Annotated in this window: 19 protein-coding genes; 6 read left to right on the top strand and 13 right to left on the bottom strand. The window is 67.5% G+C overall.

The annotated features are described in order from the left end of the window. From QWL29_RS03855 to QWL29_RS03825, 7 genes are all read right to left on the bottom strand, one after another. The gene (locus QWL29_RS03855) at positions 1 to 849 is read right to left on the bottom strand and encodes a carbohydrate ABC transporter permease (protein WP_305821569.1); all 849 of its coding nucleotides are present in this window, start codon (positions 847 to 849) and stop codon (positions 1 to 3) included. Next, positions 846 to 1,736: a carbohydrate ABC transporter permease gene (locus QWL29_RS03850; RefSeq protein WP_305821568.1), complete on the bottom strand. Its 891-nt coding sequence runs from the start codon at positions 1,734 to 1,736 to the stop codon at positions 846 to 848. The genes QWL29_RS03855 and QWL29_RS03850 overlap by 4 nt, the downstream gene beginning before the upstream one ends. Before the next feature lie 24 nt (positions 1,737 to 1,760). Then, a complete protein-coding gene (locus QWL29_RS03845) occupies positions 1,761 to 3,071 on the bottom strand; it encodes an extracellular solute-binding protein (RefSeq protein WP_305821567.1) in 1,311 nt (436 codons plus the stop codon). Between the two features lie 55 nt (positions 3,072 to 3,126). Then, a complete protein-coding gene (locus QWL29_RS03840) occupies positions 3,127 to 4,083 on the bottom strand; it encodes a glycoside hydrolase family 43 protein (RefSeq protein ID WP_305821566.1) in 957 nt (318 codons plus the stop codon). A gap of 156 nt (positions 4,084 to 4,239) precedes the next feature. Beyond that, the gene (locus QWL29_RS03835) at positions 4,240 to 5,190 is read right to left on the bottom strand and encodes a LysR substrate-binding domain-containing protein (RefSeq protein WP_305821565.1); all 951 of its coding nucleotides are present in this window, start codon (positions 5,188 to 5,190) and stop codon (positions 4,240 to 4,242) included. An 82-nt stretch (positions 5,191 to 5,272) separates the two neighbouring features. Beyond that, complete coding sequence (locus QWL29_RS03830) at positions 5,273 to 6,616, bottom strand: VWA domain-containing protein (RefSeq protein WP_305821564.1); 1,344 nt, start codon at positions 6,614 to 6,616, stop codon at positions 5,273 to 5,275. A 54-nt stretch (positions 6,617 to 6,670) separates the two neighbouring features. Next, positions 6,671 to 7,249, bottom strand: coding sequence for a TerD family protein (locus tag QWL29_RS03825; RefSeq protein WP_305821563.1), 579 nt, complete (start codon positions 7,247 to 7,249; stop codon positions 6,671 to 6,673). Between the two features lie 380 nt (positions 7,250 to 7,629). On the opposite strand from QWL29_RS03825, the gene QWL29_RS03820 reads away from it, so the two are divergent. From QWL29_RS03820 to QWL29_RS03795, 6 genes are read left to right on the top strand one after another with little or no spacing between them, the layout of a single operon-like run. Then, complete coding sequence (locus QWL29_RS03820) at positions 7,630 to 8,268, top strand: vWA domain-containing protein (RefSeq protein WP_305821562.1); 639 nt, start codon at positions 7,630 to 7,632, stop codon at positions 8,266 to 8,268. A 33-nt stretch (positions 8,269 to 8,301) separates the two neighbouring features. Then, entirely contained in the window at positions 8,302 to 8,910 is a 609-nt protein-coding gene (locus QWL29_RS03815) for a TerD family protein (RefSeq protein WP_305821561.1), read from the top strand. Further along, a complete protein-coding gene (locus QWL29_RS03810) occupies positions 8,907 to 9,548 on the top strand; it encodes a vWA domain-containing protein (RefSeq protein ID WP_305821560.1) in 642 nt (213 codons plus the stop codon). The genes QWL29_RS03815 and QWL29_RS03810 overlap by 4 nt, the downstream gene beginning before the upstream one ends. Positions 9,549 to 9,573: 25 nt before the next feature. After that, positions 9,574 to 10,620 carry a TerY-C metal binding domain-containing protein gene (locus tag QWL29_RS03805; protein ID WP_305821559.1) on the top strand — a complete coding sequence of 349 codons (1,047 nt, stop codon included), beginning with the start codon at positions 9,574 to 9,576 and terminating at the stop codon, positions 10,618 to 10,620. Between the two features lie 13 nt (positions 10,621 to 10,633). Then, positions 10,634 to 12,316 (top strand): PP2C family serine/threonine-protein phosphatase, encoded by a 1,683-nt coding sequence (locus QWL29_RS03800; protein ID WP_305821558.1) that lies wholly within the window; start codon positions 10,634 to 10,636, stop codon positions 12,314 to 12,316. A 14-nt stretch (positions 12,317 to 12,330) separates the two neighbouring features. Continuing rightward, positions 12,331 to 13,830 (top strand): helix-hairpin-helix domain-containing protein, encoded by a 1,500-nt coding sequence (locus tag QWL29_RS03795; RefSeq protein WP_305821557.1) that lies wholly within the window; start codon positions 12,331 to 12,333, stop codon positions 13,828 to 13,830. 15 nt (positions 13,831 to 13,845) lie between these two features. On the opposite strand, the gene QWL29_RS03790 is transcribed toward QWL29_RS03795, so the two are convergent. From QWL29_RS03790 to QWL29_RS03765, 6 genes are all read right to left on the bottom strand, one after another. Beyond that, positions 13,846 to 14,535 (bottom strand): SOS response-associated peptidase, encoded by a 690-nt coding sequence (locus QWL29_RS03790; protein ID WP_305821556.1) that lies wholly within the window; start codon positions 14,533 to 14,535, stop codon positions 13,846 to 13,848. Between the two features lie 13 nt (positions 14,536 to 14,548). Then, entirely contained in the window at positions 14,549 to 14,848 is a 300-nt protein-coding gene (locus QWL29_RS03785) for an antibiotic biosynthesis monooxygenase family protein (protein WP_305821555.1), read from the bottom strand. 302 nt (positions 14,849 to 15,150) lie between these two features. Beyond that, entirely contained in the window at positions 15,151 to 16,596 is a 1,446-nt protein-coding gene (locus QWL29_RS03780; protein WP_305821554.1) for an NAD-dependent succinate-semialdehyde dehydrogenase, read from the bottom strand. A gap of 70 nt (positions 16,597 to 16,666) precedes the next feature. Further along, positions 16,667 to 18,349: a mechanosensitive ion channel family protein gene (locus tag QWL29_RS03775; protein WP_305821553.1), complete on the bottom strand. Its 1,683-nt coding sequence runs from the start codon at positions 18,347 to 18,349 to the stop codon at positions 16,667 to 16,669. Positions 18,350 to 18,386: 37 nt separating this feature from the next. Next, positions 18,387 to 20,219, bottom strand: a complete 1,833-nt coding sequence (locus QWL29_RS03770) for an amidohydrolase (RefSeq protein ID WP_305821552.1) — start codon at positions 20,217 to 20,219, stop codon at positions 18,387 to 18,389. Further along, complete coding sequence (locus QWL29_RS03765) at positions 20,216 to 21,817, bottom strand: phytoene desaturase family protein (protein ID WP_305821551.1); 1,602 nt, start codon at positions 21,815 to 21,817, stop codon at positions 20,216 to 20,218. The genes QWL29_RS03770 and QWL29_RS03765 overlap by 4 nt, the downstream gene beginning before the upstream one ends. Positions 21,818 to 21,929 lie beyond the last annotated feature (112 nt).

Genomic DNA, 21,929 nt, shown 5'->3' with positions numbered 1-21,929 from the left:
TTATCCTTTGAGCCCGCTCGCGGCGAGGAAGCCCTGGGTAACCCGGCGCTGGAACACCACGTAGGCCAGCGCCACCGGCAAGGCGCCCAGCAGCGCCGCCGCCATCAGCTGCGCATAGCGCACGCCAAAGGCGTCGTAGGTCTGGGTCAGGCCGAGCGGGATGGTCATCATGTCGTTCGAGGTGACGATGATGAAGGGCCAGAGGAAGTTGTTCCAGGCGCCGATGAAGGTGACGATCGCCATCGCCCAGACGATGTTGCCGGAAATCGGCAGGTACACGCTCCACAGCACGCGCAAGGGATGCGCGCCGTCCATCACCGCCGCTTCGCGAAAGTCCGCCGGAATCGCGTCGAAGAACTGCTTGAACACGTAGATGACGACCGGCGACACCACCTGCGGCAGCACCAGCCCGGCGTAGCTGTTGATCATGCCCAACCCGTGCATGGTGCGGAACAGCGGCACCAGCAGCGCCTCGAACGGCAGCAAAAAGGCCAGCATCGCCAGCCCGAACAGCAGCGAGCGGCCACGGAAGCGCAGCTGCGAAAAGGCGTAGGCGGCCATCAGGCTGATCGCCATCGTCACCACCGTTACCAGGAAAGCCACCAGCGCGCTGTTGAACAGCCAGCGCGGCATGTTGCCGGCGCTGAGGGTCTTGGCAAAGGCGTCCAGGGTCCAGGTCTGCGGCAGCCAGTGGAATACGGCGGACACGGTTTCGTGCTCGGGCCGCAGCGCCGTCGACAAGGCCCACAGCAGCGGAAACAGCCAGAGGGCCATCAGCACCACGCTGGCCAGCACGGCGGCGACAGTCCAGCCGACCTGGGAGCGCATGATATGGAAGCGCACGCTCATGCCGCCCTCCTTGCCACCATGCGCGCCAGCAGCGACAGCGCGATGACCACGAACATGAAGGCCATGGCCACGGCAGCCGCGTAGCCGGCGTCGCTTTGGGTAAAGGCGGTTTCGTACATGTAGTGAAGGGTGACGCGGCTGGTGTTGTAGGGCCCGCCGCTGGTGAGGATATAGGTCTGGCCGAACACCTTCAGCGAGGCGATCAGCTGGATCAGCAGCGCGGTGCCGACCACCGGCCTTAAGGACGGCCAGGTGATGGCGCGGAACAGGGTGAAGCCGCTGGCGCCGTCGAGTGCTGCGGCCTCGTACAGCTCGCCGGGGATGTTGCGCAGCCCGGCCAGCAGCATCAGCATGTTGAAGCCGACCGTCCACCAGATGGTGCCGATGGCCACCGCCGGCAGCGCCCAGTGCACGTCGGACAGCCAGGCATTCTGGCCGCCGACCAGGTGGTTGATCACGCCCGACGAAGGCTGCAGCATCCAGTCGGCGATCAGGGTCATCACCGAGATCGGCAGCACGTAGGGCAGGAAGAAGGCGCCCTGCAGCCAGGACTGGATGCGGACAAACCGATTCACCAGCAGCGCCATCACCAGGCCGAGGACGGTGAGCGGAATCACGGTCAGCAAGGCGAAGTAGAAGGTGTTCCAGAGCGAGGACCAGAACGAGGGGTCCTGCACCAGGGTCGCGTAGTTGGCCAGGCCGACAAAGGCGCTGGTGCGCGTCAGGCTGCTCTCCGTCAGGCTCATGTAGAAGGTATGCAGCGCCGGCAGCAGGAAGAACAGCAGGAAGGCGGCGGCGAACGGCGCCAGCAGCAGCGCGGCGGGGATGCTTTCCGGGCGGCCGTCGGCGCGTTTCCTGGTGCGCGCCTGCGCGGCGGCGGATGTCAAGGTCGTGGTCTCCATGGGATGCGGTCAGTAGCGCGGCGGGCGTTTGCGCAGCAGGCGCGAGGCTTCTTTTTCGAACATGTCCAGCGCCTCGGCCGGGGTCAGCTGGCCGGACAGCGCGCCGGGCATGAATTTCGATGCCATCGCTTCGACCGGCCCGGCCGCGCCCATGTACCAGCCGTCCGGGTCGTAGACCACGTTCTGCGCGGCTTCGGCATACAGGGCGTTCGGCATCAGCGCCTTGGCCGCCGCCGATTCGGCCACCGGACGGTAGGCCGGCACGTGGCCGCCCTCGGCCCAGCCCATCGAATGGCGGCTGACGTAGGCCATGAAGGCGAGCACGCCGCGCAGTTTCGCCGGGTCCATGGCTTTGTCTTCGTTGGAGGGAATGGCGAAGGCGTGCGAGTCGGTCCAGACGCTGGCGTCCTGGTACAGGCGCGGCAGCGGCACGATGCCGTACTCGAAGCCGAGCGTGCGCTGGCGCGTGGCGCGCACCAGTTCCGGCACTTCCCACACGCCGTTGAGCATGAAGCCGGCGCCGCCGCCCATGAACTGGCTGGTCGAGGCCGGATAATCCAGGCCGGCCGGGCCATAGCCGCGCGTGAACCAGGCGCTGACCTTGGCCAGTTCCTCGACGCCGGCGCGGCCGTAGGCAAAGCGGCCGTTCTCGATGAGGGTGGCCTTGCGCTGGTTCAGCAGCGACAGCCACAGGCGCCAGATGGCGTAGGAGCCCTGGCTCGCTTCCATCGCCAGGCCGGCCTTGCCGCTGCGCGCCTTCACGCCGGCGAAAGCGGCGGTCAAGGCCTCGTAGCCGACGATGGGTTTGAGCACACCGGCACCGTCGAGCAGCCCGGCCTTGCCGGCCAGGGTCTTGTTGTAGTACATGACCATCGGGTGCATGTCGAGCGGGATGGCGTAGTTGCGGCCTTCGTAGCGCGACTTGTCCCACTGGCGCGGGAAGTAGTCGCTGCCGCGCAGGCCGGCCGCCGCCAGTTCGGCGTCGCTGATGGCGCGCAGTACGCCGCCGCCGGCCAGGTTGGGCAGGCGCGACAGGTGCACGGTGGCGACGTCGGGCCCGGCGCCGACCACCGACGAGGTGATCAGCTTGGTGTAGAAAGGCTCGCCCCATTTCAGCGTGGTGCTGACCACGCGCACGGCGCGCTGGCTGGCGTTGAAGTCCTCGACCAGGGCGCGCATGCGTGCGCCGTCGCCGCCGCTGAGCAGGGTCCACAGCCTGACCTCGGTGGGCCGCTGTGCCCGCGCCAGCATCGGCGTGCCGAGTGTCGAACCTGCGCCTAACAGCAGGGAAGCCGCGATAAACCGTCTGCGTTGCGCCACGTTGTCTCCGTTTTTTTCTTGCGCCCGGCCTGTGCCGGCCGGGTCGCCATGTCTGTTACCTGACCAGGGTCGTGCCCTTCACCACCGGCTTGCCGTCCACCCAGTCGAGTTTGTCGATGTAGAGGAAGCGCCGCTCGGCGCGGGTGCCGTCCGCCTTCAGTTCCCACGCATGATAGGCGATGAAATCCTGTTCGCCCACACGGAACACCACCTGGTGGCCAGGGCCGTAGAGGTTGCGCTCGGCGCGGCTCTTCAGGAAAGGCGAATCGCCGGCCGGCTGGCAAGGCCCGACCGGGCCGGCGCAGCTGGCATAGCCCACCGCATAGGTGCCGTTGCCGAAGTCGTTGGCCGAGTAGAACAGGGTGTACTTGCCGCCGCGCTGCACCATGGTCGGCGCTTCGATCACTTTACCTTCCCAGCTGCGGCCGTTGGTCAGCAGCCGGGTTGGCTGGCCGGTGACGGCCAGGCCGTCGGGCTGCAGTTCCTGCACGAAGATGTGGGTCGGCTGGTTGCAGCAGTTGCCGTCGCTCTTGAAGTACAGGTAGAGACGCCCGCCTTCGAGGAAGGGGCTGGCGTCGATGGTGCCGCCCAGCTCGGCCTGGCAAATCAGCGGCTTGCTGGCCTTGTCGACGAAGGGGCCGGCCGGCGAGTTCGAGACCGCCGCGCCCACGCACTGGCGGTCCGAGGCCAAATCGTGCGCCGTGTAGTACAGCACGTAGCGCTCGCCCAGCTTGATGACTTCCGGCGCCCAGACATGCGGCACTTCCTTGCGCACCCAGCCCGCCAAGCTAGGCATGGCGTCCGGCAGCGCGCGCCAGGATTGCAGATCGCTCGAATGCAGGGTCGGCAGATTCTTGCCGTCGCCGTTGGTGGCGTAGGCATAGTAGCCGCCGGCATCGGGCAGCACGAAGGGGTCGGGGAAGTTGCCGATCGAACTGGTTACAGGGCGCGTTGTTGCGCATCCCGCCAGTATGGCCGCGGACAAGGCCACAGGCAGTCCTGCCCAGCGCATTACGCTCCGCCTCGGTTCAAGTTTACAGTCCGGATAAAAACCGCCATCGTCCCCTCCTCGTCTTGTCATTGCTGAGATCATACGGCGCGCAACCCCTGCCCTCCATAACGAAACACGCGCGATGTATGCCAAATCCGTATTCGTCGGGTAGGTACGTCAGGTGTGGACCGGCGGCGTCAGCCCGGCCGCTTCGCGCAGGGCCGCCAGCATCGCCTCGGCCGAGGGCAGCAGGTGATGGCGCTTGCGGGTGACGATGCCGTAGACGCCGGCGCGCAGGTCGGCGTCGAGCGGCAGCACCGCCAGCGTGCCGGCGTCCAGGCCGGCCTGTACCAGTTCGAGCGGTAGCGCCACCACGCGGTCGCTGTCGGCCAGCAGGCGCATCACCAGCGGCAGCGAGATGGTTTCGACCACGTCGACAGGCTGGGGCAAGCCCCTGGCAATGAACAGCGCCATCAGCTGGTCGCGCAAGCGCCCGGCCAGCGGCAGGATCCAGGGCGCCTGCGCCAGGTCCCCGAAACCGAGGTCGGTGCGTCCGAGCCAGGGGTGGCCGGCGCGCACGATCAGGCTGTGCGGCTCGTCGGCCAGCGGTTCGAAGTCGAGTTCGGCAACGGCGCCGGGGTCGAGGATGCGGCCGATCACGATGTCGAGTTCGCCGGCGCGCAAGGCTTCGATCATGGCCTGGCTGGTGTCGCTGGCCACCGCCACCTGCACGCGCGGATTGCGTTCCTTCAGCAGCCGGATCGCCTGCGGCAGCAAGGTGGCCGCCGCCGCGCGCACGCTGCCCACGGCCACCCGCCCGCCGAAGCCGGCCTGGCCCTGCATGATTTCCTGGTGCGCCGCATCCATCTCGGCCAGGGCGGCGCCGGCGCGCCGGATCAGCACCTGGCCATACCAGGTCGGCACCACGCCGCGCGGCATGCGCTCGAACAGCGGTACGCCGAGCGCGTGTTCGAGCTCGCCGATGAGTTTCGAGGCCCCGGGCTGGGTCAGCCCGGCTGCTTCGGCCGCGTGCAGGATCGAGGCATGGCGGCCCAGTTCGACCAGCAGCACCAGGTGGCGCGTCTTGAGGTGAAAGCGGATGAACCTGGTGGACGATGAATCGCGCATGCCGCTTTGTGAAATTTTTGTTAAGAAATCTTACGGCATGCGCGGGCCGGGCGTCAATGTGATCCGGGCAAAATGTTGTTTATCAGAAAATGAGGCCCTTGCCCTTTGCCTGCTTCACCCAGTCCGGATACTCGTCCATCAGCAGGTCGTACAGGGCTGCGTCCGCATGCTCGTCGGGGCGTTCGACCGAGAAGAAGCCGGCGTTGTCGAGCAGGCGGCCGTCGAGCTCGTCCAGCTTTTCCAGGAAGGGGAAATCGGAATCGGCGAAGTTGATGAGGCGTTTGCTCTTCGACTTCTTGCCCTTGCCGATGCCCATGAACTGCCAGAAGATCGGCTCGCGGCTCGCCCAGCGCAGCTGGCGCTCGGTGAGCGGCTTGTCCGAGGTGCTGCCGTCGGTGACGAACATCACGTACACCGGCAGCGCGGCCTGGCATGTCGCCTTGCGCTCGCCGCCGCCGGCGTCGGGGAAGTAGTAACGGCGTACCGCTTCCATGGCCGCGCCATAGCGGGTGTCGCCTTCCAGCGGATGGCGCTCGATGATCTCGCGCACGTAGTTCGAGAAGTTATCCAGGCCCATCGGCTCGCCGCGGTGCACGTTGCGGCCAAAGAGGAAGACGTCGATCGCGCCGTCGTCGTCGAAGCGGCAGCCCAGCGCCAGGATGCGTTCGGCAAAGCGCTGCACCAGGCCCTTTTTATACAGCGCGCTCATCGAGCCCGAGATGTCCAGCACCAGGCAGACGCGGGCGCGGTGCTCGGCCAGGCCCACCTTGGCCAGCGACACCCCGGCCGACTTGACCAGGCTGACCAGCTGGGGCGCGGCCTGCTCGACGCGCTTTTCCAGGTTGATCGTGGCCGGCTTGGGCAAAGGCGGCGGCGGCGGCGCCGGTGCAGGCACGGGCGCGGGCGTATCGGCGACATCGGCGCCGAAGTGGGTGACCAACGCGGCCAGCCCGCCATTGAAACCCTGGCCGACCGCCATGAAGCGCCAGCCGCCGTCCTTGCGGTAGAACTCGCCCAGCATCACGGCCTGCTCGGCGGCGAAATCGCGTCCGCTGAAATCGAAGCGGGCGAACTCGCCCTGCGCGCTCACCAGGCGCAGCGACCCGGCCTGCAGCTGGGCCATGGTGCCGCCACCGTCGATGCTGGCGGTGATGGTCACGCGCTCGACGGATGCCGGCAGGCGGCCGAACTGGAACACGAAGCCGTCGCGGTCGGCGCCGACCGCCCCCACGCGCACGCCGCCGCACGGGGTTTGCGGCTGGTTGAAGAAGGTCATGTAGCGTTCCTCGACCAGCTTGCCGCCGGCATCGAGGGCGAAGCAGGCGAAGTCGAGCGCCAGGCCCTGGGCGGACAGGCCGGCCTGGACGGCGCCATCCGGTGCGTAGGATGCCAGCGCCAGGCGCTCGCCTCGGGACAGTTGTTTCATGTTGTACCTCGTGTCTGCGGTTGTTTCCTGGCCTGCTTATTTAAAGCTGCTTATTCAGGCGATGTCGACGCCGTGCTCAGTGGCCAGCGCCGCCAGGCCGCCGGCATAGCCCTGGCCGACCGCGCGGAATTTCCACTCGCCGTTGTGGCGGTAGATCTCGGCAAAGATCATCGCGGTCTCGGTCGAATAGTCTTCCGACAAATCGAACCGCACGATCTCGGCGTCGTTGTCGATGTTCACCACACGCACGAAGGCATCCTGCACCATGCCGAAACTCTGGCGCCGCGCCTCGGCATCGTGGATCGTGACCGCAATCACCAGGCGCCTGATCTCGGCCGGCACGTCGGCAAGGCGGATTTTCAGGGCTTCGTCGTCGCCGGCGCCGGCGCCGGTCTTGTTGTCGCCGGTGTGCTCGACCGCGCCGCAGGTCGAGGTCAGCTGGTTATAGAAAATGAAGTCGTGGTCGCCGCGCACCTTGCCGTTTTCCTGCACCATGAACAGGCTGGCGTCGAGGTCGAAGTCGGCGCCGGTGGTCGAACGCGCTTCCCAGCCCAGCCCGACCAGCACCTCGCGCAGGCTCGGGTCGGTTTTCGATAAACTGAGATTGCCGCCTTTTTGCAGACTGATTGCCATATTGTTTTTCCGTTTCGGTTAATAAGTGCGCGCACTGTTTTATTCGGCTGCACCGCATGTCATTCATTCGGAATAAGTCGCCTCGCGCGATAGGGATACGGCATGTTTCACAGGCACGTATTCAAATTCACGCAATCGTGAATATTCACGCTCATGTATTGCCATCCCTGCCGATCTGCATGTGAATATTCACATCCTCCGTCATTTCGCATTGCGCGATCGGATATTCCGGGATATCGACAGATCTATTTCCAAATTTCAAGGTGCTGTGTAATATACATTAATCGTTTTGGATATTGAAGATGCCCGCGCGAGCACCCGGCATTTGTTCCCGACGCCTGAATCCATTCCCCAACCCGTTTATTTGGTACAAAAGAACAATGCGAAAACTTCCCGTCTACCTGCTGCTCGACACCTCGGGATCGATGAACGGCGAGCCGATCGAATCGGTGCGCAATGGCATGCAAACGCTGCTGTCGGCGCTGCGCCAGGATCCGCACGCGATCGAATCGGCCTGGCTGTCGGTCATCACCTTCTCCGACAGCGCGAAACAGCTCACGCCGCTGACCGAACTCGGCCAGTTCCAGATGCCGGCGATTAGCGCCTCGGGCACCACCTCGATGGGCGCCGCGCTGTCGCTGCTGGCCGAGCGCGTGGGCCACGAAGTGACCAAGACCACCGCCGACCAGAAAGGCGACTGGAAGCCGATCGTCTTCATGATGACCGACGGCGACCCGACCGACGACCTGGCCGCCGGCATCGCCGCCATCAAGGCCGCCCGCCTGGGCACCGTGATCGCCTGCGCCGCCGGACCGAACGCCAACGTGCGCGAACTGCAGCGCATCACCGAGTCGGTGGTGCGCCTGGATACGGCCGACAGCAACACCATCCGCGCCTTCTTCAAGTGGGTCAGCGCCTCGATCGCGACCACCAGCCAGAAGATCGACCTCACCAAGAAGGACGCGAACGGCCTGGCCGATTTGCCGCCGCCGCCGCCCGAAGTCAACGTGGTCCTGTAAGCCCACCCTCATCCACACGAAGGAGAACCGCACATGGCAGTCAGTCTGCGTAAAGGGCAAGGCGTCAGCCTGCGCAAGGAAGAAAACGACCTGTCCCAGGTCACCATCGGGCTGGGCTGGGACGTGGCCGAGGAAAAGCGCGGCTTCCTCGGCTCGCTGTTCGGCGCCAGGCAGGAAGAGTACGACCTGGACGCGATCGCCTTTTTGCTCGGCGCGGACGGCAAGCTGCCCGGCCCGGAAGACGTGGTGTTCTACAACGCCCAGCGCCACGCCAGCGGCGCGCTCTGGCTGACCGGCGACAACCGCACCGGCGCCGGCGATGGCGACGACGAGCAGATCATCGTCCGCCTCGACCAGCTGCCGGGCAAGTACGAACGCATCCTGTTCGTGGTGTCGATCTACGAAGGCAAGAGCAAGCGCCAGGACCTGGGCAAGGTGGCGAACGCCTTTATCCGCGCGGTCGACAACAGGAACAAGGAAATGGTCCGCTTCGACATCAGCGGCGACGCCTCGATGGCCGGGCGCTGCTCGCTGACCTTTGCCGAAGTGGTGCGCGACGGCGGCGGCTGGAAGTTCAATGCCATCGGCACCCCGCACGAGACCGACCGCTTCGTCGACGTCATGCGTCCCTACATGTCATGAGCGTACGCCGCCTGCCGGTCTACCTGGCGCTGGACACCTCGGGCTCGATGCGGGGCGAGCCGATCCAGGCCGTGAACGTCGGCCTGCAAGCCCTGCTCGCCTCGCTGCGCCAGAACCCGTTTGCGCTGGAAAGCGCCAGCCTGTGCATCGTCACCTTCGATGCGCGCGTCACCACCATCCTGCCGATGACGCCATTGGAGGACATCGTGCTGCCGGAAGTGGTCTGCCCGAATTCCGGCCCGACCTTCCTGGGCGCGGCGCTGCACGCCATCTGCGACATGCTCCCGCGCGACATCCGCACCTCGACGCCTGAGCAGAAAGGCGACTGGCGCCCCCTGCTGTTCGTGATGACCGACGGTAAACCCTCGGACACCCAGGACTACCAGGAAGCGATCCTGCGCGTGAAGCAGGCGAACTTTGCGACCGTGGTCGCCTGCGCCGCCGGCCCGAAGAGCGACCCGGCCCAGCTGCGCCCGCTCACCGACCGCGTGGTCAGCCTCGACACCCTGGACAGCGCCAGCTTTGCCGGCTTCTTCCAGTGGGTCAGCTCGGCGGTCACGGCGGGCAGCGCCAGCGTTGGCGCGGTCGGCGCACCGGACCTGCCGCCACCGCCGCCCGAAGTACAGGTCGTGCTCTGAATACCCTGGCCAAGAGGAGATGCTGATGCGGCGTTTACCCATTTTCATGCTGCTGGACGTCTCGGAATCGATGGCCGGCGACAACCTGCGCCAGCTCCAGCACGGCCTGGAGCGGCTGGTGGCCGGCCTGCGCACCGACCCGCATGCACTCGAGACGGTGCACCTGTCGACCATCGTCTTTGCCGGCCAGGCGCGCACGCTGGCGCCGCTGACCGAGCTGGCGCATTTCTATCCGCCGCGGCTGCCGCTGGGCTCGGGCACCTCGCTCGGGCGCGGCATGCAGCACCTGATGGATGAACTCGACCGCAGCATCCAGCCGAACACGCCTGAGCGCAAGGGCGACTGGCGTCCGGTGATCTACCTCATGACCGACGGTAAGCCGACCGACGACATCGAGCCGGCATTGAAGCGCTGGCGCGAGCGCTACGCGGCGCGCGCCACCCTGGTGGCCATCGCGGTCGGCAAGTTTGCCGCCATCGACGTGCTGCAGCGCTTCACGGAGACCGTGCTGCGCCTGGACGCCCAGGCCGAGCAGGACTTCCGGCGCTTCGTCGACTGGGTGACGATGTCGGTGGTGGCCCAGAGCCGCAGCGTGGCCGAGCCGCGTGCCGGCGTCAACCTGGCCAAGATCGACGAGTCGATCCTGAAGAAGATCGGCGACATCGAGAACGGCCTGAACGTCGACGAAGACCTGGTGGTCCTCACCGGCCGCTGCCAGAACAACCGCCTGCCTTACCTGATGCGCTACGAGCGGGTGCCGGCTGCCGCGCGCACCCGCCAGTTCGGGATGGAGCTCGACCTCTACCAGCTGGCCGGCGTGTTCGCGCTGGAAGCCGACTACGACGCCCTGTCCGACGACCGCGCCCTGGTGCGCACCGTCAGCACCGACGCCCTGATCGGCTCGCCGGGCTGCCCCCACTGCGGCAACCCCACCGCCTTTGCCATGTGCAGCTGCGGCGCCCTGATGTGCATCCGCGGCAGCGGCCCGGCACTGTGCCCGAGCTGCGACCGCGAATGCGATTTCGGCGAATGCGGCGGCGACGGTTTCGACGTCGCCCGTTCGCGCGGCTAGGAGAATCATCACGATGGACCACAGTTTGCAGTCCTATGCGCGCGCCTACATTTTGCGCGCACGTACCGAGCTCGATCCGGGACGGGTCGACGAATACGTGGCGAGCGAGGCGTTCAGGAACCTGGCGAACAAGTTCGCCGAGAAGATCGACCTGTCGCTGAATGCCTATCTCGGTGCGGCGCCGCCGCGAACGGCGCCTGAACCACAGGCGCGCGCGGGTGCGAACCCGCCCACGGCGCAGGCGGCGAAGAAAATGCCGTTTACCGAACTGACGCCGAAGCCGGCGCCAGCCGCCATGGCGCCGATTTTGCCGCCCAAGCCTCCCATGCCGGCGCTGCCGCCAATGCCTCCGATGCCGTCCACACCACCAATGCCGCCGACTCCACCCATGCCCCCTGCTCCGCCGGCCGGGCCTGCATCTGCTTCCGCCTCTGCGCCCGCTCCTGCTCCCGCTGCCGCTGCCGCTGCACCGCAGCCCGAGCTGCCCGACGCCGTCTTCCGCCTGCCCAACGCGCGCGCCGGCAGCAGCTACCAGGGGCGGCTCGCGCCGGCCGATGGCGAGGCGATCGTCTTCGAATCCGTGCTGGCGCCCGAGGGCCTGGACTGCAGCGCCGACCTGGCCAGCGGCGCCGTCAGCGGCACGCCGGCCGCGGCCGGCGACTACACGCTCACGGTGCGCTACCACTACGCCTGCCAGCCGGCGCGCACGCGGCAGGCGCTGGTGCCGCTCGCCGTGATTCCCGACCCGCGCTCGATGTGGAAGAACCTGCCCTCGGACCGGGCGGACCCCTACTACAAGGAAGACGAAGCCTGCGCCAGCATCGCCGGCACGGACTTCACCATCGCCGCCGCCAGCAAGCGCGGGCGTTCGCATGCGCACGTGGGAAGCTTCCGCGACGACGACTTCCGCATCGACTGCCAGGCCGCCAACGGCTGGTCCATTGCCGCCGTGGCCGACGGCGCCGGCAGCGCGCGCTACTCGCGGCGCGGCGCCGAGATCGTGTGCGAAGAAGCGCGCAATCGCATCCTCGCCAGCCTGAACGACAGCACCAGCGCCCAGATCGACGCCGCCGCCCAGGCCTATGCCGCATCCGGCACGCTGCCGCCCGAGCAGCGCGCGACCGTCGCCGACGAACTGCACACCCACCTGTCGCGCGTGGTCGGGAACGCCGCCTACTACGCGGCCCTGGCGATCCACGGCGAAGTCGCCGCGCGCCCGGAACTGGGCGGCGTCTTCAAGGATTATTCGAGCACGGCGCTGATCGCGATCTGCAAGCGCTACGCGTTCGGCACCCTGTGCGCCGCCTACTGGGTGGGCGATGGCGCGGTCGGCGTCTACAGCCGGCGCGACGGCATCACCCTGCTGGGTGAGGTGGACAGCGGCGAATTCTCCGGCCAGACGCGCTTCCTCGACAACGCGGCGGTCGACCACGCCATGCTGCGCAAGCGCACCCGCTTCGCGCTGGCCGAGGACATGACGGCGCTGGTCCTGATGACCGACGGCGTGTCGGACGCCAAGTTCGACACCGAAGCCCGTCTCGGGCGCGACGCCGACTGGCACGCCTTCTGGGAAGAACTCGACCGTGCCGCCGGCTTCGGCGCGCGCCAGCCCGACACGGAGCGCAAGCTGCTCGGCTGGCTCGACTTCTGGTCCCAGGGTAACCACGACGACCGCACCATCGCCGTCATCTACTGATCGAGACAAGACCCATGGCAAACACTGTCACCTTGACCGCAGCCGACGGCAGCACCGTCCAGTTCATCGACGAAATCAAGGCGTCCGGCGGCATGAAGGACGTCTACTTTTCGCCGAACAGGGACTACGTCGTAGCCTTCTTCCGCGGCAGCGCCGACGCCGCAACGCGCGAGCGCCTGTCGGTCATCACCACCGTCTACCGCGACCGCATCTTCAACCAGATCGGCGGCGACTACTGGAAGAACCTGTTCTGCTGGCCGACGGCGATGGTCGAGCACAACGGGCGGCTGGGCGTGGTCGTGCCCTTCTATGCCCCGGAATTCTTCTTCAAGCATGGCTCGCGCAACAACGACATGCTGGCCATTAAAGGGCGCGAAAAGGAAGGCAAGTGGTTCGCCTCGCCGTCGAACCGCAACAAGTTCATCGACCAGCGCGAGCTCGGCAACTGGATGCTGCAGATTAAACTGTGCCTGCAGATCGCGCGCGCCGTGCGCCGCATGCACTCGGCCGGCCTGGCGCACTCGGACCTCAGCTACCGCAACGTGCTGATCGACCCGTCCACCGGGCGCGCCTGCCTGATCGACATCGACGGCCTGGTCGTGCCGGGCAAGTATCCGCCCGACGTGGTCGGCACGCCGGACTTCATCGCGCCGGAATGCGTGGCCACCGCGCACCTGAAGCGCGACGACCCGCAGCGCAAGCTGCCATCGATCGCCACCGACCGCCACGCGCTGGCGGTGCTGGTCTACATGTACCTGCTGCTGCGCCATCCGCTGCGCGGCGACAAGGTCCACGACCTGAACGACCCGCAGCGCGACGAGGAACTGTCGATGGGCGAGCGCGCGCTGTTCGTCGAGCACCCGACCGACGCCTCGAACCGCATCAAGCTGGCCAACGTCAAGCCGGCGGAACTGCCTTGGAAGGACACGGCGAAGATGCCGTTCGGGATCGTCGGCCCCTACCTGGGCGAACTCTTTACCAAGGCCTTCATCGACGGCCTGCACAACCCCAGCCTGCGGCCCAGCGCCGACGACTGGGAAACCGCCCTGGTGAAAACCGTCGATTTGCTCCAGCCCTGCCCGAACACGGCCTGCGAACAGGGCTGGTACGTGTTCGACAACAAGGCCAAGCCGCGCTGCCCGTTCTGCGGCACCGCGTTTTCCGGCCCGCTGCCGGTCCTGAATCTGTATTCGTCGCAGCGCGAAGGCAGCTTCCGGCCCGACAACCACCGCCTGATGGTGTACTCCGGCCAGTCGCTGTTCCAGTGGCATACCAACCGCAACATCGTCCCGAACGAAAAGATCACCGAGGCCCAGAAAAAGCGGGTCGGTTATTTCGTCCTGCACCAGGGCGCCTGGTTCCTGGTGAACGAGGGCATGCCGGACTTGATGGAACTGCCCGCCAAGACCCCGGTGCCGGTCGGCGGCAAGGTCGCGCTCGAGGACGGCAAGCAGCTGCTGATGTCGCGCGAGCCGGGCGGCAGGCTGGTGGTGGTGCAGATGGCGAACCAGTAGGCCGGCCGTTCTCGTTCAGAACAGTTCGAGATTCGGCGAGGGCTCGGGCGGTTTGCGGCGCACCGGCGCCGGCGCCGCCGGCCAGTCGCGCATGCGCTCGGCGGGATAATGGCGCAGGAAAGTGTGGGCCATGTCCATGCTGCGGCACATCAGCCAGTCCTCGACGTCCTCGTGCGGCAGGATCACCAGCGAACGCTTTTCGTCGCCCGGCTTGTGCATGCGGTTCATCAGCGGATGGTCGTCGGCGTTGATGGTGATCTGGGTGAACGAGGACGCAACGCTGCCTTCCGCCTCCGGCCAGTCGCGCCACAATCCGGCCACGTAGAACAGCGATTCGTCCGCCATGCCGATCGCATGGCGCACCGCGCGCCCGCTCTCGTAGCAGGGTTCGTAGAACCAGGCCATCGGCACCGCGCACAACTGCAGGCGGCGCCAGGCCGGCGCAAACGAACGGCGCTCGACCAGCGACTCGGCGCGCGCATTCATGGTGTCGAAGGGTTTGATATCCGGCGGAATCTGGCGCCGCGGGACCATGCCGTAGCTGGCCAGGCAAGCCTGCGGCCGGCCATGCTCACCCCGGCGCACGATGGGCGCGACGTAATCCTTCCAGGTTTCTTCCGGCCAGCGCCAGTCGGCAGGCAGCTCGCTGAAAGCGCCCAGCTTGCCGAATTCCTCGGGCGTGGGCGGACGGTAGTTGACGCACATGACGGGTTACACCTCAAAAACCTTCGAGCACCGTTTCCAGGTGGCTGACGCTGGGGGCGCCGTCGAAGCAATCGCCGACCAGGCGGCGCCATTCCTGGAAATCATCGCTGCCGCGGAAGTGGACATTATGGTCCTCCACCGTCTCCCAGCGCACCAGCAGGCGGTAGGCGCGCGGGTTTTCCACGCCGCGTTCCAGCCACATGCCATGGCAGCCGCGCGCACGCTGGAACAGCGGCGTCGCCTGGCGCACGCCGGCTTCGAATTCGGCTTCCATGCCTTCCTTGATCAACAGCTCCGCACTCTCGATTACCATATATATCTCTTTCTAGAAAAAAGGCCGGTTCGCGCCGTCATGCCGTTCAGTTAAATACAGTGGTCCGTAGGGTGGACTCCTGAGTCCACGCGGTCGTGCCTCGGCACACTGCGGTGCTTGCGAACATCGTTGCAGAATGCATCCCAGGGCCAGGGTACGCGTTTCGATATGCTACGGTGCTACCGCGTGGACTCAGGAGTCCACCCTACCGGCTTCAATCGGCAGCGCCGCACTCTCGCGTACCATGTTCTTTCTCTCCAATTGAAAAAGGCCGGTTCGCACCGGCCTTCGTGACGAACGGCTTAGACGCCGACCATCGACACCGCCTTGGTGTTCAGGTAGGACTCCAGCGCCTCCGGGCCGCCTTCCGAACCGTAGCCCGAATCCTTGATGCCGCCGAAGGGCAGCTCGGCGCTCGGCGTGGCCGGCTGGTTAATCCACAGCATGCCGACTTCGACGCGGTTCATCAACAGCTGGGCATTCTTGATCGAGCGCGTAAAGGCATAACCGGCCAGGCCATACGGCAGGCGGTTGGCTTCAAGGATCGCGTCTTCCAGGCTGTCGAAGCCGCGGATCGCCGCCACCGGGCCAAACGGCTCGTCGTTGAACACGCTCGCCTCCAAAGGCACGTCGGACAGGATGGTCGGCGAGAAGAAGTTGCCGGTCTCGCCGAAGCGCTTGCCGCCCAGCGCCACGGTGGCGCCCTTGGCTTGCGCATCCTCGACCACCTTGGCCATGGCCGTCAGGCGGCGCGCATTGGCGAGCGGCCCCAGGGTCGTGCCTTCTTGCAGGCCGTCGCCCATCTTCAGGCCTTCGGCATGCTGCACGAAGGCGCGCGTGAATTCTTCCTTGATCGCGTTATGCACCAGGAAGCGGGTCGGCGAGATGCAGACCTGGCCGGCATTCCGGAACTTGGCGGCGCCGGCGGCTTTCACGGCCAGGGCGACGTCGGCATCCTCGGCGATGATCACCGGTGCGTGGCCGCCCAGTTCCATGGTGGCGCGCTTCATGTGGGCGCCGGCCAGGGCAGCCAGTTGCTTGCCGACCGGGGTCGAGCCGGTGAAGGTGACCTTGCGGATGACCGGGTGCGGGATCAGGTAGCCCGAGATTTCAGCGGGGTCGCCGAACACCAGGCCGACCACGCCCGGCGGCACGCCGGCGTCGACGAAGCACTGCAGCAACGCGGCCGGCGAGGCCGGGGTCTCTTCCGGCGCCTTGCACAGGAACGAGCAGCCGGTGGCCAGCGCCGCCGACAGCTTGCGCACGATCTGGTTGATCGGGAAGTTCCATGGGGTGAAGGCGGCGACAGGGCCGACCGGTTCCTTCAGCACCAGCTGCTGGGCCTTCGGGTTGCGCGACGGGACGATGCGGCCATACACGCGCATGCCTTCGGCGGCGAACCAGTCGATGATCTCGGCGCCGGCCAGGGCCTCGCCTTTGGCTTCGGCCAGGGGCTTGCCCTGCTCCTGGGTAAGAAGGCGGGCGATGTCGCCGGCGCGTTCGCGCAGCAGGTTGGCGGCGCGGCGCATGGCGGCGGCGCGCTCGGCGGCCGGCACGTCGCGCCAGGTTTCAAAACCCTTCTGGGCGGCGGCCAGGGCGCGGTCCAGGTCGGCGATCGCTGCATGCGCCACGGTGCCGATTTCCTGCCCGGTAGCCGGGTTGAGCACCGGGATGGTCTTGCCGCCAGTGGCGTCGACCCATTCGTTGGCGATGAGGAGGCGGGTATCGGGATAGCTGGACGTGGTCATGGCATGTCAATCCTGTGGTGGTTGAGACAAACATGATAACCGCTCCGCGCGCGGCGTGCAGACGCCCGTGCTAGCGGCCCGGCCGCTCTTCCTTCTCCAGACGCGGCCGCGCGCTGCCCGCATCGTGCTCGGCGCGCGCACCCTGCCCGTCCTCGGTCTTCCCCTGGCCGTCGCCCTGGAACACGACGGTCTGGCTCGGATGGGCCAGCCGGATGCCCGCCGCCTCCAGCCGCTGGTAGATCGTGAACAGCAGGTTCTCGCGCACCGCCACCTGGACGTCGAACTCGGCCGTGTCGATGTACGAAAACACGTCGATGTTGAAGGCGCGGTCGGTAATCCCGCCCAGGCGCGCGCGCCAGCTTTCGGCGATCTTTTCTTCGTCCGCCAGCACGCCGCGCACGATGGCGAGCGCTTCCTGCAACTGGGCCGACGAAGTGGCATACGTCACGGCGATGGTCGGATTGAACAGGAAGCGGTCGCGCGCGGCGAAGTTCTCGATCTGGCGCGCCGACAAATCGCCGTTCGGGATGGTGACGATGGTGCGCTCCAGGGTGCGGATGCGGGTCGAGCGGATGCCGACGTCTTCCACGGTGCCGACCACGTCGCCCACCTTGATGAAGTCGCCCACCTGCAGCGGCCGGTCGGCGATCACGGTCACGCTGCCGACCAGGTTTTCCACGGTCTTCTGGGCGCCCAGCGCCAGCGCGATACCGCCGATACCGAGGGCCGCGATGCCGGTGGTGACGTCGATGCCGAAGGTGTCGAGGATACCGATACCGGAGAACACCAGCAGCAGGATCTTCACGGTGCGGCGCAGCAGCGTGACCACCGAGACGATCTGACGCCGCTGGCGCCGCTGCATGCGCGCGATCACCAGTTCCGATATGGCGTCGACCAGGCGCAGCCCGAACCAGACCAGGGCGATGACGGTGACGATGCCGGTATAGCGCAGCAGGGTCTGGCGCGCGACGATGGCCACCGGCAGGCGCTCGGCCCAGGTGTAGAAGACGGCCACCGCCAGCAGCAGGCTGGCCGGCGGCAGCGCCGCCTCGAAGAAGCGGTAGATGCCGCTGGCCGCGGAGTCGGTCACCAGGCGGCGCATGGCGGCCACCACCAGCGCCGACACCAGCCACAGGCCGCCGAAGACCATCACGCCCAGGCCGAGCAGCATGCCCCAGTCCTTCACCGGCGCGCCGGCCACCAAATATTCGTCCTGCGGCGCTGTTTCGCCCGTTGCGCCGGCGGGGACGCGGCGTGTGGCGGCGGCGATCTGGCCGAGCGTGGCCGACGAGATGCGCCAGACCTGCTGGCCGTCGACCTCGGAGCGGGTGATCAGGACCGGGGTCTTCTTGTCCTGCACCGTGACTTCGCCGATGTTTTCCTGGTCCAGCGGCAGGTCGTCGTCGACGCGCCCGCTGGCCTGGTTCGACAGCGTGGCAAAGGGTTTCAGCGAGCCGCCATTGTCGAGCAGCGCATGGAAGGCGCGCGCCTGGCTGACCGCGTTCATGCGCTGGCGGTTGCTGGTGGCGGCCGGCATATCGAAGTACTGGGCGGCGCGGTCGTAGTCGAGTTCGGCCAGGGCTTCGATCAGGCCCGACACCATCGAACGCGGCGTTTCGCGGCGCAGCGGGTCGGGGTGGACTGTTTCGGCTGCGGGCGCCTCGGTGTCGGGCGCGGCAGGCAGGGCATGGACCGGGCCCGCCAGGGCAAGAATGAACAGGAAGAGGAAAGAGAAGGAAAGACGAAAGCGCAAAACGGCTCCTTGGATGCGAGTGAGCTGAACGCGAAGTCTAGCATCCGATCACACAGCCCCCCGCACCGTTGCCGGACTGCGCCGGTTTGCGCCCCAGGTCTCGGGCCTCGTACACCACCTTGCCGCCGACGACGGTCTGCAAGACCTTGACCCTGGCGATATCGTCTTCCAGGACGGTCAGGACGTTGCGGTCGAGGACGACCAGGTCGGCCAGCTTGCCGGGTTCCAGCGAGCCGGTCAGCGCTTCCTGGCGCAGCGTCCAGGCCGCGTCGACGGTGGCGGCGCGCAGCACGGCGGCGCGCGTCATGCCCGGCTGGGCCGTCAGGCGCCCGGCGTACTCCGGGCCGGCATCCGGCGCGGCGCTGCGGGTCACCGCCACCTTCAGCGCGAACCAGGCGTCGAGCGGATCGACCGGCCAGTCGCTGCCGTAGGCAACCCGCGCCCCTGCCTGCTGCAGCACGGCCTGCGGTTCGACCCTGGCGTAACGCGCCGGGCCGAGATAGTCGCGCAGTGCGCCGACCGTGTCCGGCGCCGGCTTGGCCCACTGGAAGGAAAGTACCGGCGCAACGCCGAGCTGGGCGAAGCGCGGGTAGTCGGCAGGGTCGACGATCTCGGCATGCGCCAGCGCCGGCCGCACGTCCTTCCCTTCCGGGCGCGCGCGCAGGGCTGCGATGGCGTCCAGCGATTCGCGTACCGCGCGGTCGCCGTCGGCGTGGATATGCGGATCGATGCGCGCCCGTGCCAGTTCCGCCAGCGTGCTGCGCAGGGCCGGCGCCGAAAAGTAGCTCGGCGGCCCCTTGCTCGCACCGGGCTGCCAGTCCGGCTGCTGCGCGCTGCCCCGGTTCCCGAGGTAGGGTTCGAGCATGGCGCCGGTGAACGCGGGCGCGGCGATCACACCGTCCATGAACAGCTTGGCGTGGCGCACCTGCATCGACGGCGCCGCCCGCGTTGCCCCTTGATCGAACTGCCCCTGCTGGCGCAGCAGGTCGGCGACGGCGCGCTGCGGCGTGGCGCCTTGGTCGAGGTCGACCAGTACCGCGAAGTGGGCGCGCGCGGTCAGCTTGCCCCGGCGCTGCAGCGCCGCAAAGGCGCTCATGGTTTCCGGGTCGGTCCAGGCATCGAGGAAGCTGGTGATGCCCTGGCGCCGCATCGCCTTCAACGCCGCACCGGATGCAGCCAGGTTTTCCTGTGCGTTCAGCACGGGCACGAAGCGCATCGCCAGGTCCTGGGCCGCGTCTTCCAGCAGGCCGGTGGCGTCGCCTCCGGCGTCGCGCACGATCTTGCCGCCCACCGGGTCGGGGGTATCGCGGCCGATGCCGGCCAGGGCGATGGCGCGCGAATTGAGCTGCACCGAATGGCCGAACGAAGAACGCACGATGAGCGGGCGGTCCGTTTCCAGCGCGTCGAGGGTGGCCGCCGTGGTGCCGGCGCCGGCTGGCTCCATCCCTTGCTGGAACCAGTTGACCACCAATAGCGGCCGGTCCGGCGGCTGGGCCTTGTCGCGGTCGATGCAGGCCTGGATACGCGCCTGGAACTGCGGCACGGTCAGGCGCTGGTAATCGAGGCTGCAGTTGAGCAGGCGGCTGCCGCCGGATTGCGGATGCATGTGGGCGTCGACCAGGCCGGGCATCAGCATGCGGCCATGCAGGTCGATGACGCGAGTGCGCTTGCCGGCCAGGGCCATGGCGCCGGCATCGCTGCCGACATGGGCGATGCGCCCGGCGCGCACGGCCAATGCCCGGTGTACGCTGTCCTTGCCGTCGACGGTGTAGACGACGCCGTTGCGGTAGACCAGGTCGGCGGCGGGGCCGGACGCCCGCGCGCAGGCAGCAGCCAGCAGGAAGACGGCGGCAAGGAGGCGGCGCATCATGCGCGCCGCCGGCGCAGGTCGCGCAGGACTTCGCGCGCCGCGTTGTGCCCCGGGGCCCCGGTGACGCCGCCGCCCGGGTGGGTGCCGGCGCCGCAGGTGTACAGGCCGGCCACCGGCCCGCGGTAATCGGCATGCCCGAGCATCGGCCGCGCCGCGAACAGCTGGTCCAGGCCCAGGGCGCCGTGGAAGATGTCGCCGCCGACCAGGCCGAAGCTGCGTTCCAGGTCGAGCGGGCTCATGATCTGGCGGCCCAGCACCGCGCGCTTGAAATTCGGCGCCCAGCGGTCGACGGTGGCGATCATCAGGTCGGCCACGCGCTCGCGGTGATCGTCCCAGCTTGAACCGTCGGGCAGCGTGGGCGCCACGTGCTGGCAGAACAGGCTGGCCACGTGCTGGCCGGGCGGCGCCAGGCCGGGGTCGAGCGTGGACGGGATCAGCATCTCGACGATCGGCTCGCGCGACCAGCCATCCAGGCGGGCATCCATGTAGGCGCGTTCCATGTAGTGCAGGCTGGGGGCGATGATGATGCCGCTGCCGTGGTGCTCGGCGGCCGCGGTCGTGGGCAGGCATGTGAAGCTGGGCAGCTCCGACAGCGCCACGTTCATGCGGAAGGTGCCCGAGCCGCAGCGCCAGGCCTGCATGCGGCGCAGGAAGTCGCCGGGCAGCACGGCCTGGTCTACCAGCTTCGTGTACAGCAGGCGCGGGTTCAGGTTCGAGACGACCACGCGCGCATCGAGGCGCTCGCCCCTGGCGGTGACGACGCCGGTGGCCCGCCCCTTCTCCATCAGCACCTCGCGCACGCCGTCATTCAGCCGGATCTCGACGCCGTGCGCCTGTGCCGCCCTGGCCATGGCCTGCGTGATCGCGCCCATGCCGCCGATGGCGTGGCCCCAGGCGCCCTTCTTGCCGTTGACTTCGCCGAAGACGTGGTGCAGCAGGACATAGGCCGAGCCGGGCGTGTAGGGACTGGCGTAGTTCCCGACCACGCTGTCGAAACCATAGGCCGCCTTGATCGGCGCGCTCTCGAACCACCCGTCCAGGTAGTCGCCGGCGGACTTGGTGAACAGGTCGAGCAGTTCGCGCAGGGCGCCGATTGTCAGCGTGCGCATGCGGTTGCCGAGCCTGCCCGCCTTGATCAGTTCCGGCAGCGCGGCGAGCCAGCCGCCTTGCACGCGGTTCGGCGGCGTTTGCAGGACCAGTTCGCGCAGCAGGTCGGCGGCGGTGTCGAGCTGCCTGGCGTAGTCATCGAGGCGGGCGGCGTCGCGCTGCGAGAATTTCGCGACTTCGCTCGCGGTCTTGCCGGCGCCGAGCTTCAGGTAGTTGTGGTCGTCGAGCGGGAGGAAGTTGGACAGGGGACGCTCGACGACGCGCAGCCCGTGCCGGGCCAGGTCCATGTCGGCGATGACCTTGGGGTTGAGCAGGGAGACAGTGTAGGCAGCCACCGAGTTGCGAAAACCCGGGTGGAATTCCTCGGTCACGGCGGCGCCGCCGACGACCTGGCGCTGTTCGAGTACGGTGACCTTCAACCCGGCGCGGGCCAGGTAGAAGGCGCAGACCAGGCCATTGTGGCCGGCTCCGATGATGATGGCGTCGCGCATCCGGTTCCTCCCGAGAGAATCCGGACATTATGCGCCAGCGGCCGGCAGGATTCACCTCTTACATTGACGAGGTGATGCGCGACGAGGTGATGCGGCAAACACCAACGGCCGC

The sequence above is a fragment of the Massilia brevitalea genome, assembly GCF_030711405.1.
GTDB lineage: Bacteria > Pseudomonadota > Gammaproteobacteria > Burkholderiales > Burkholderiaceae_D > Telluria > Telluria brevitalea.
This window is presented reverse-complemented; position numbering and strand designations above follow the sequence as displayed.